General features: G+C 72.4%; 9 protein-coding genes. 6 read left to right on the top strand and 3 right to left on the bottom strand.

The features are described from left to right. The 3 genes from AAHZ94_RS21340 to AAHZ94_RS21330 form a co-directional block, all read left to right on the top strand. Positions 1-978 (top strand): DUF5819 family protein (locus AAHZ94_RS21340; RefSeq protein WP_349994587.1); only part of this gene is annotated, 978 nt, incomplete at its 5' end. 14 nt (positions 979-992) lie between these two features. Continuing rightward, complete coding sequence (locus AAHZ94_RS21335) at positions 993-2,432, top strand: HTTM domain-containing protein (RefSeq protein WP_349994588.1); 1,440 nt, start codon at positions 993-995, stop codon at positions 2,430-2,432. Further along, a complete protein-coding gene (locus tag AAHZ94_RS21330; RefSeq protein WP_349994586.1) occupies positions 2,429-3,121 on the top strand; it encodes a TrmH family RNA methyltransferase in 693 nt (230 codons plus the stop codon). The genes AAHZ94_RS21335 and AAHZ94_RS21330 overlap by 4 nt, the downstream gene beginning before the upstream one ends. A 56-nt stretch (positions 3,122-3,177) precedes the next feature. Here the strand turns inward: AAHZ94_RS21330 and AAHZ94_RS21325 are convergent, their stop codons facing one another. Together AAHZ94_RS21325 and AAHZ94_RS21320 are read right to left on the bottom strand one after the other, a co-directional pair. Then, the gene (locus AAHZ94_RS21325; RefSeq protein WP_349994585.1) at positions 3,178-3,498 is read right to left on the bottom strand and encodes a DMT family transporter; all 321 of its coding nucleotides are present in this window, start codon (positions 3,496-3,498) and stop codon (positions 3,178-3,180) included. Between the two features lie 25 nt (positions 3,499-3,523). Further along, positions 3,524-3,925, bottom strand: coding sequence for a DMT family transporter (locus tag AAHZ94_RS21320; protein ID WP_349994584.1), 402 nt, complete (start codon positions 3,923-3,925; stop codon positions 3,524-3,526). A gap of 159 nt (positions 3,926-4,084) precedes the next feature. Between AAHZ94_RS21320 and AAHZ94_RS21315 the strand changes: the two genes are divergently transcribed. Further along, positions 4,085-4,567, top strand: a complete 483-nt coding sequence (locus AAHZ94_RS21315) for a MarR family winged helix-turn-helix transcriptional regulator (RefSeq protein WP_349994583.1) — start codon at positions 4,085-4,087, stop codon at positions 4,565-4,567. Positions 4,568-5,112: 545 nt separating this feature from the next. Here the strand turns inward: AAHZ94_RS21315 and paaN are convergent. Next, complete coding sequence (paaN, locus tag AAHZ94_RS21310; protein ID WP_349994582.1) at positions 5,113-6,834, bottom strand: phenylacetic acid degradation protein PaaN; 1,722 nt, start codon at positions 6,832-6,834, stop codon at positions 5,113-5,115. 171 nt (positions 6,835-7,005) lie between these two features. Here paaN and AAHZ94_RS21305 point away from each other — a divergent pair, with 171 nt between their 5' ends. Continuing rightward, positions 7,006-8,610 (top strand): 3-hydroxyacyl-CoA dehydrogenase, encoded by a 1,605-nt coding sequence (locus AAHZ94_RS21305; RefSeq protein ID WP_349994581.1) that lies wholly within the window; start codon positions 7,006-7,008, stop codon positions 8,608-8,610. Between the two features lie 2 nt (positions 8,611-8,612). After that, on the top strand, positions 8,613-9,200 hold the full coding sequence (locus AAHZ94_RS21300; protein ID WP_349994580.1) for a TetR/AcrR family transcriptional regulator: 588 nt from the start codon (positions 8,613-8,615) through the stop codon (positions 9,198-9,200). The last annotated feature ends 149 nt before the right edge of the window (positions 9,201-9,349 follow it).

The raw sequence follows: 9,349 nt of genomic DNA, 5'->3' as shown, positions 1-9,349 counted from the left end.
GTGTCCGTGGTGCTTCGTCCATGGCGCCTCGCTCGCAGCCCGTGGTGCCTCGTCCGTGGGGCCCCCCCCCCCCCGCCCCCCCCCCGCCGGGGGCGGGGGGGGCGGCCGGCGGGGGGGGGCCCCTTCCGGGCCCCGCGGCCGGGGCCGCCGCCGGTCGGCGGCCCCGCTGACCAGGCCGGTGCTGTCCGGCCCCCCGCAGGTGGTCCCTCCGCCGGGGGCACCCCTGCCGGTGGCGCCCCCGCCAGCAGCACCCCCACCGATGGCGCCCCCGACACGACGCCGGGCGCGCTCTCGCTGCCCGGGCAGGTCGTCCTCGGGGTGGCGATAGCGGTTGCGGTGGTCGCGGTCGCCGTCCATCTGGGCATGTCATTTCTGCATGTGGCGCCGTCCAATACGGTCAACAGAAAGCACACCGAGACCATCGGCGAGTACATCTACCCGGAGTTCGAACAGAACTGGAAACTCTTCGCTCCCAATCCCCTTCAGCAGAACATCGCCGTGCAGGCGCGCGCCGAGGTGCGGACTCCCGACGGCGGCAAGGCCGTCACCGGGTGGACCGATCTGACGGCCCAGGACGGTGCGGCCGTGCGCCACAATCCGCTGCCCAGCCATGCGCAGCAGAACCAACTGCGCCGCGCCTGGGAGTTCTACGCCGGTTCGCACGATGCCAAGGAGCAGCCGGTCGGCCTCCGCGGCCAGCTCTCTGAGCAGTACGTACGACGCATGGTGGCGCACCGGTTCGGGCCCGAGCATGCGGGGGGCGTCGTGGAGCGCGTGCAGGTGCGGGCCGTCACCGAGCCCGTGGCGCCGCCTTCGTGGAGCGAGGAGAAGATCGATCTGAAGCCGATCCACCGGGTGCTGCCGTGGTGGACCATCACCGGTGACGATCTGCCGGGGCACGACGGGCCGGAGCTTGACGATCGGGCCCGGGCTGCGGTTCGGCCAGAGAACGACCAGGTGAAGGGGGACGACCAGTGAGCCTCCGCCTCCTGATGGGCCGGCTTGAGCGGGCCGTGACCCGCGGCCAGGCCAAGATCACGGGTACGGCGCTCGGGCCGTACCAGACCGCCATCGTGCGGATCGGGTTCTCCTTCACCTGGCTGCTGTTCCTGCTGCGGGAGTGGCCGCATCGTGGGGTGCTGTACGGGCCGGACAGCCCGTGGGCGCCGGAGATGGCGCGCCAGATGATCGACCAGAGCGGCGCGTTCACGGTGCTGATGTGGTCGGACGGGCGGGCGTGGTTCGAGATCGTCTATCTGCTGGCCGTGGTCTCCAGCGCGTTGCTGTTGCTCGGCTGGCGGACCCGCACCATGTCCGTGCTGTTCATGGTGGGTGTCCTCTCGCTCCAGAACCGCAATGTGTTCGTCGGCGACGGCGGCGACAACATCATCCACCTGATGGCGATCTACCTGGTGCTGACCCGTTGCGGCCAGGTGTGGTCGCTGGACGCCCGGCGGGCGGCTCGGGCCGCGCGGGCGCCGGGGCCCGCGCTGGGGTCCGCGCCGGGTACGGGGCCGGCGCCCGGTGCTCCGTACGCGGCTGCGCCGGCTGGTGCTCCGTCGGCGCAGTCGCAGGGCGCCAGGGTGGACCTCGACCGCTGGCCCGCTGCCCTGCGGAAGAAGGACCAAGCGCCGCAGGAAACCGCTGGTCAGCCAGGTGCGATGGTGGCTCAGAGGCAGGTGGCCCGGCCCGCGGTGGGTGAGGTCGCGACGGCCGCAGGTGGCGTTGACGGGCAGGAGGGGTTGTTCGGCAGCGACAGCACGGGCGTGGTGCTGTGGACGTTGCTCGGCACCGTGCTGGCCGTGGTCACCGCGCTGGGCGAGTTGAGCAGCGGGTGGGCGCTGGTCTTCTGGGGCCTGTGGGCGATACACGGCGCGTGGTGGGCCGTGTGCCGGTACGCGCCGGGGGAGGCGCGGGCGGTCATGGGCGCGCTCGCCAACCTCACGCACAACGCCGCGCTCGTCGTGATCATGGGGCAGGTCTGTCTGATCTACGCCACCGCCGGCTGGTACAAGATCCAGGGCACCCGCTGGCAGGACGGCACGGCCGTGCACTACCCGCTGCACCTGGACTACTTCTCGCCGTGGCCGGAGCTGACCGGTGTGCTGGCCAACAGCGGCACGGTGGTCATGCTGCTCAGTTACGGGACCGTCTTCGTCCAGGTGGCCTTCCCCTTCGCCCTCCTCAACCGGCGGGCCAAGAACGTCCTGCTCGGGGTGATGATGCTGGAGCACATCGGCATAGCCGTCGTTCTCGGGCTGCCGTTCCTGTCGCTGGCGATGATCGCCGCGGACGCGGTGTTCCTGCCGACGGGCTTCCTGCTCTGGCTCGGTGTCACGCTGCGGCGGGCCCGCGGGCGGCTGCCGCGTCGTCCGTCCGTACCGGCCGGGACCTCCGTCGCGCAGCCGGCAGAACGTACCCTCGTGGGGTGACCAGCCAGACCACCCCGCACGCCGTGGACCAGCCCGCTCCGCCCACCGGCGGCGAGCCGATCCAGTACGACGAGGGTTTCCAGCAGCAGGTCGGGGTCGGTCCGCACCCCCGGCCGTGGCCCACCGGCGATCAGTACGACCCCGAGCTGCTGGCCCACGGCGACCGGCGCAATGTGGTGGACGAGTACCGCTACTGGCGGCACGACGCGATCGTCGCCGACCTCGATGGGCGGCGGCACGACTTCCACGTGGCGGTGGAGAACTGGAGCCACGACTTCAACATCGGCTCCGTGGTGCGTACGGCCAATGCGTTCCTGGCCAAGGAGATCCACATTGTCGGCAACCGCAGGTGGAACCGCCGCGGCGCGATGGTCACCGACCGCTACCAGCACATACGTCACCACCCGGACACCGCGGACCTCACGGCGTGGGCGGCGGCCGAGCAGGTGCCTGTGATCGGCATCGACAACCTGCCGGGCGCGGTGCCGCTGGAGCGGGTGGAGTTGCCGCGCCGCTGTGTGCTGCTCTTCGGGCAGGAGGGGCCGGGGCTGACCCAGGAGGCGCGGGACCGGGCGGCCATGGTGTGCTCGATCGCGCAGTTCGGCTCGACGCGGTCGATCAACGCGGGTGCGGCGGCGGCCATCGCCATGCACACCTGGGTGCGCGTGCACGCGACCATCGCCGGTTAGCCGGTTAGCCGGGTTGGCGGATCGGGCGGCCGGGTGCCGGTGGGGGATCGTACGGGTCAGACCCCGGCCGAGAGCTTGAGGCCGACCACGCCGCCGATGATGGCGACGAAGGAGATCACCTTGGGCGTGGTCAGGCGCTCCTTGTAGAGGATCGCGCTGAAGGTGACGGTGCCGAGTGAGCCGAGGCCGGTCCAGATGGTGTAGCCGACGCCCACGTCGAGCGTCTTCAGCGCGAGGCTGAGGAAGTACACGCTGACGATGGTGGTGCCGATGGCCGTGAGCGAGGGCCAGAGCCGGGTGAAGCCCTTGGAGGCGTTGGTGCTCAGCGCGAAGGCCACCTCGAACGCGGCGGCGATCAGCAGGTACGTCCAGGCCATGGTCGGTGGCTCCTCGCCGTTTGGTTCAGTGGGCCGGTGAGCCGGTGGCGTCGATGGGCTGGCCCGGTTCCGCCGGGGGTGTCGCCCGCGGCGGGGCGTCGGTGTTCGCAGGCCCCTCGGTGAGCTTGAGGCCGATGACGCCGCCGACGATGGCGAGGAAGGAGATCACCTTGCCGAGGCCGAGCCCCTCGTCGAAGAGCACCGCGCCGAGGCCGAGCGCGCCGAGTGAGCCGAGGCCGGTCCAGATGGTGTAGCCGACGCCCACGTCGAGCGTCTTCAGCGCCAGGCTCAGGAAGAACACGCCGCCGGTCGCCGCGGCCACGGTCAGCAGGGAGGGCCCAAGCTGCGTGAAGCCCTCGGTGGCGTTGGCGCTGAGGGCGAAGACCACTTCGAAGACGGCGGCGACGAGCAGATAGATCCAGGCCACGGCTGTGCTCCCGGGAGGGCTTGGCGGCTGGGCGCGCCGGCTGGCAGGGGCGGGTCGGCGAGATCGGGATTTCAAGTTGCATGTACGTGCAACTTCTTTGTCGAGTCTGTCCGGGCCGGTAGCCTCGTGTCAAGTGGCCTGCTAGGCGGGGAGGGTGCGATGGACGACGAGCTGCTGTGGGGTGGCGTCATCGCCCTGCACGCGCGCGTGGAACAGCGGCTTTCGGTCGTGCTCCAGCGGCAGCACGGCCTCGGTCTGTCCGAGTACCGCGCCCTCGGGCATCTGGCACTGGCCACCGCGAGCGGGCTGCGCATGCAGGAGCTCGCCGCCAAGGTGGGGCTCAACCAGAGCTCGACGACCCGGCTCGCCGGGCGGTTGTTCGGCGCCGGCTTCGCCTTCCGCGACCTGTGTGACGACGACAAGCGCGGCGTCTACACCGTGATCACCGACGCCGGGCGGGCCCGGCACGCCGAGGCCCGGGGCACGTACGAGACCACCTTGTCCGCCGCGCTCGCCGACGCGGCTGACGACCCCGAACTCGGCGTGTTCGTCCAGGCCCTGCGCACGGCCCTGGCGCGGCATGACGCCGGGCCGGCTGCTGCGACGGAGGAGCCCGTAACACCCCGGGCCGCTGCGGACTGAGTGGCCGGTGGGGCGCACGCGGCCAGGCCGTCGGTGCTGCGCCCGGGCCCGGGGGCAGCAGGGCGTCGGGCGCGGCGGGACGCCTGGCTCGCGGCGGTGCGTACCGGACCGCGGAGGCGCGTACCACCGAGGCGCCGGGTGGTGGGTGAGCGGCGGCGCGGTGCATCCGGGCGCGGGCCGTGGACCGGGCATCAGCCGGGGATGCTGGCCTGACCGCCTGACCGCCTGACCGCCTGACCGCCTGACCGCCTGACCGCCTGACCGCCCGACCGCCCGACCGCCCGACCCACGGCGCGGTAGCCGGCCCCCGGCCAAGGGGGGCCGCCGACCTTCGTCATGTGCGTCGCCCACGGGCCTCGGTGGATGGATGGGACCGGCAGCCGCACGGTGCGGCAGTGCGCCCCGTGGCTGAGGGGCCACCCACCTCTGCCGGGGCGGCCCCCAGCAGAGGCAGGTCGGCGGGCTGCCGAAGGTTCCGCACCCGCGGGCGCACCCACACCCGCACCCGCATCCGTAACCCGCTGTCGCTGTCGCCGTGTGAAGCCCTACGCCTGGCGGCGGACCTCGATCATGCGGAAGCGGTTGGCGACGAAGGCGCCGTCGCACAGGGCGGCGTTGGCCGCGGGGTTGCCGCCCGAGCCGTGGAAGTCGGAGAAGGCCGCGGTCTGGTTCACGTACACCCCGCCGGTGAGGTTCAGCGAGAGCTGGGCGCACTCCTCCAGGCACGCTTCCTCGGCCAACTGCTCCACCTCGGCCGATGTGGTGTACGCGCCGACGGTCATGGCGCCCTGCGAGCGGATCGTGTGCCGGAGCAGTTCCACGGCCTCCGGCGTGGAGTCGACCGCCACCGCGAAGGAGACCGGGCCGAAGCACTCGCTCAGGAACGCGGCGTCGGCCTCCGGGGAGTCCCAGGTCTTGCGGGCGCCGTCGGCCTTGACGATCGTCGGCGTGCGCACCGTGGCCCCGGGGAAGTCGGGGTGGCTCACCGCGCGTGCGGCCAGCGCCACCTCGCCGAGGCTGCCCGCCGCCTCGATACGTGCCTTGACCTGCGGGTTGACGATCGCGCCCAGCAGCGCATTGGCTCGCGCGTCATCGCTGAGCAGCCCGTCGACGGCCGCCGCGAGATCGCTGACCACCTCGTCGTACGACTTGGGGCCCGCATCGGTCTGGATGCCGTCCCGGGGGATGAGGAGGTTCTGCGGGGTGGTGCACATCTGGCCGCTGTAGAGGGAGAGCGAGAACGCGAGGTTGCTCAGCATGCCCTTGTAGTTGTCGGTCGAGTCGACGACGACGGTGTTGACCCCGGCCTTCTCGGTGTAGACCACGGCCTGGCGGGCGTGGGTCTCAAGCCAGTCGCCGAAGGCCGTCGAGCCGGTGTAGTCGATCACGCGGATCTCCGGGCGCACGGCGAGCGTCTTGGCCAGCCCCTCGTCGGTGCGCTCGGCGGCGAGCGCGACCAGGTTGGGGTCGAAGCCCGCTTCGGCCAGCACCTCACGGGCGACCTGCACCGTCAGGGCGAGCGGCAGCACGGCCCGCGGATGTGGCTTGACCAGCACCGGGTTGCCGGTGGCCAGCGATGCGAACAGCCCCGGATAGCCGTTCCAGGTGGGGAAGGTGTTGCAGCCGATCACCAGGGCGATGCCCCGCCCGACGGCCGTGAACTCCTTGTTCAGGTTCAGCGGGTCCCGCTTGCCCTGCGGCTTGGACCAACTCGCCGCCTCCGGCACCCGGACCTGCTCCCGGTACGCGTACGCGACCGCTTCCAGACCGCGGTCCTGGGCGTGCGGGCCGCCGGCCTGGAGCGCCATCATGAACGCCTGGCCCGAGGTGTGCATGACGGCGTGGGCGAACTCGTGCGTGCGGGCGTTGATCCGGTCCAGGATCTCCAGGCAGACCACGGCCCTGGTCTGCGGCCCGGCCGCACGCCAGGCCGGCATCGCCGCCCGCAGGGCGGGGAGCAGCACGTCGACGTTGGGGTGCGGGTAGAGCACGCCGAGCTCGATGCCGTACGGAGAGACCTCGTCGCCGACCCAGTCGTCGGTCCCGGGCTGGCCCAGCTCGAACCGGGTGCCGCGCAGCGCGTCGAAGGCCGCCTGTCCTTCGTCCGCGCTCAGGGTGCTGCGCCCTGACTCGTCCGTGCTGCCGTACGCCTTGGGGTGCTCGGGGTGCGGTGACCAGTACGCACGGGTGCCGATCGCCTCCAGCGCCTGGTCGAGCGTGGGGCGGTGCTTCTCGATCAACAGGGCTGCGGTGAGCTCGGTGGTCATCAAGGACCAACTCCTCGTCGAGCTGGGCGGGACGGGGGAACAGGGCTAGATTAACCGAACGATCGGTCGGGACAAGGGGGCTTCGCGAACCTGTGGACAAACATCGAAAGAGGCCGGTTCGAGCCTGTGGATAACCACCGCGTGGACCCATTTTCGGGGAGGATCAACGACATGACCACCGCAGTCGGAGCAGCCACGAGCACGGCCCGCGCCGCCTTGGGACCCGACGCCGCCGCCGAGCCCATAGGCGTGCCGGGCATTGCGCAGGACCGGGCCGTGGCCGTCGTCGGCACCGGCACCATGGGGCAGGGGATCGCGCAGGTCGCGCTGGTCGCCGGGCATCCGGTGCGGTTGTACGACGCGCTGCCGGGCCGGGCGGCGCAGGCGGCCGAGGCCATCGGGGCCCGGCTCGACCGACTGGTGGCCAAGGGCAAGCTCACCGCCGACCAGCGGGCCGACGCAAGCGCCAGGCTGCTGCCCGCCGCTGACCTGTCCGAACTGGCCGACGCCGCCCTGGTCATCGAAGCCGTCGTCGAGCAGCTCGCCGTCAAGCAGGAGCTGTTCACCGAGCTCGAACGGATCGTGGGCGCCGACTGCCTGCTCGCCACCAACACCTCATCCCTGTCGGTGACCGCGGTGGCGGGTGCGCTTGAGGGCCCCGGCCGCGTGCTCGGCCTGCACTTCTTCAACCCGGCGCCGCTGTTGCCGCTGGTCGAGGTGGTGCGCGGCTTCGCCACCGACCCCGGCGCCGTCGACCTCGCCCACGCCACGGTGGCCCGCTGGGGCAAGACCCCGGTGCGCTGCGCCGACACCCCGGGGTTCATCGTCAACCGGATCGCCCGTCCCTTCTACGCGGAGGCGCTGCGCTGCTACGAGGAGGGGGCGGCCGATCCCGCCACGATCGATGCGGTGCTGCGCGAGTCCGGTGGCTTCCGGATGGGGCCGTTCGCGCTGACGGACCTGATCGGCCAGGACGTGAACGAGGCCGTCACCCACTCCGTGTGGCAGTCCTTCTTCCAGGACCCCAAGTTCACGCCGTCGCTGGCCCAGCGGCGGCTGGTCGAGTCCGGGCTGCACGGCCGGAAGACGGGGCGCGGCTGGTTCGACTACGGGGAGGGCGGCGCGGGCGGTGCGGCAGCGGAGCCGCGGACGGCCGTGCCGCAACTGGCGCCCGCGTCGGTCGTCGTGCACGGCGACCTCGGGCCGGCCGCCGCGCTGCCCGAGCTGATGGCCGAGGCCGGGATCGAGGTCACCCGGCAGCCGGCTGCGGAGGGCGGAGCGGGCTTCATCGAGTTGCCCGGCGGCGCCCGGCTGGCGCTGACCGACGGATCGGCGGCATCGACCGATCCGTTCGACGACACCCTCCGCTTCGACCTGGCGCTGGACTACCGCACCGCGACCCGCATCGCCCTGGCCACGGCCGATCGCGCGGCGCCCCGCTCGCTCGACCGCGCGGTCGGCCTCTTCCAGGCGCTGGGCAAGGATGTCAGCGTCATCGACGACATACCGGGCCTGGTTGTGGCCCGCACGGTGGCGATGCTCGTCGACTTCGCGGCCGATGCGCTGGGGCGCGAAGTCGCCGGCGCGCACGACATCGACACGGCGATGCGCAAGGGGGTGAACTACCCGCGCGGCCCGCTGGAGTGGGGCGACGAGCTGGGTGCCGACTGGGTGCTCGGCGTCCTTGAGAACCTGCACGCCGCCTACCCCACCGGGCGCTACGCACCGGCTCCGCTGCTGGTCCGCCGTGCGGCGGCGCGCCGGAACCTGCTGTAATCATGACCATGGCCAAGCGCGACACCTACACGCCCGAGTCGCTGCTCGCGGTCGCCGTTGGGGTGTTCAACGAGCGCGGCTACGACGGCACGTCCATGGAGCACCTCTCGCAGGCTGCCGGCATTTCCAAGTCCTCGATCTACCACCACGTCAAGGGCAAGGAAGAGCTGCTGCGGCGTGCCATAAACCGGGCGCTCGACGGACTCTTCGGCATCCTCCAGGAGCCCGAGGCGCGGCAGGGCCCGGCCATCGACCGGTTGCAGTACGTGGTCCGGCGCACGGCCGAGGTGCTGATGGCCGAGTTGCCGTACGTGACGCTGCTGCTGCGGGTGCGCGGCAACACCGACACCGAGCGGTGGGCGATGGAGCGGCGGCGCGAGTTCGACCACGAGGTGGCCGAGTTGCTCAAGCAGGCGGCGGCCGACGGCGACCTGCGCCCCGATGTGGACGTACGGCTCGCCACCCGGCTGCTCTTCGGGATGATCAACTCGATCGTGGAGTGGTACCGGCCGGCCCGCGGCGGGGCCGCGACCAGCGAAGAGGTGGCCGAGGCAGTGGTGCGGACGGCCTTCGCGGGCCTGCGTACGTAGCGCTGCCCGGGGCGGGTCCTGCCGCGCGCCGGCCCGCGCGGCCGCGGCCGGGGGGGGGGGGCCCCCGGCGGGTGCGGGCCGGGGGGGGGGGCGGGGGGGGGGCGGGGGGGGGGGGGGGGGGGGGTGGGGGGGGGGCCGGCCCCCCCCCC

Source organism: Streptomyces sp. HSW2009 (genome assembly GCF_040240285.1).
In the GTDB taxonomy this organism is placed as follows: domain Bacteria; phylum Actinomycetota; class Actinomycetes; order Streptomycetales; family Streptomycetaceae; genus Streptomyces.
This window is presented reverse-complemented; position numbering and strand designations above follow the sequence as displayed.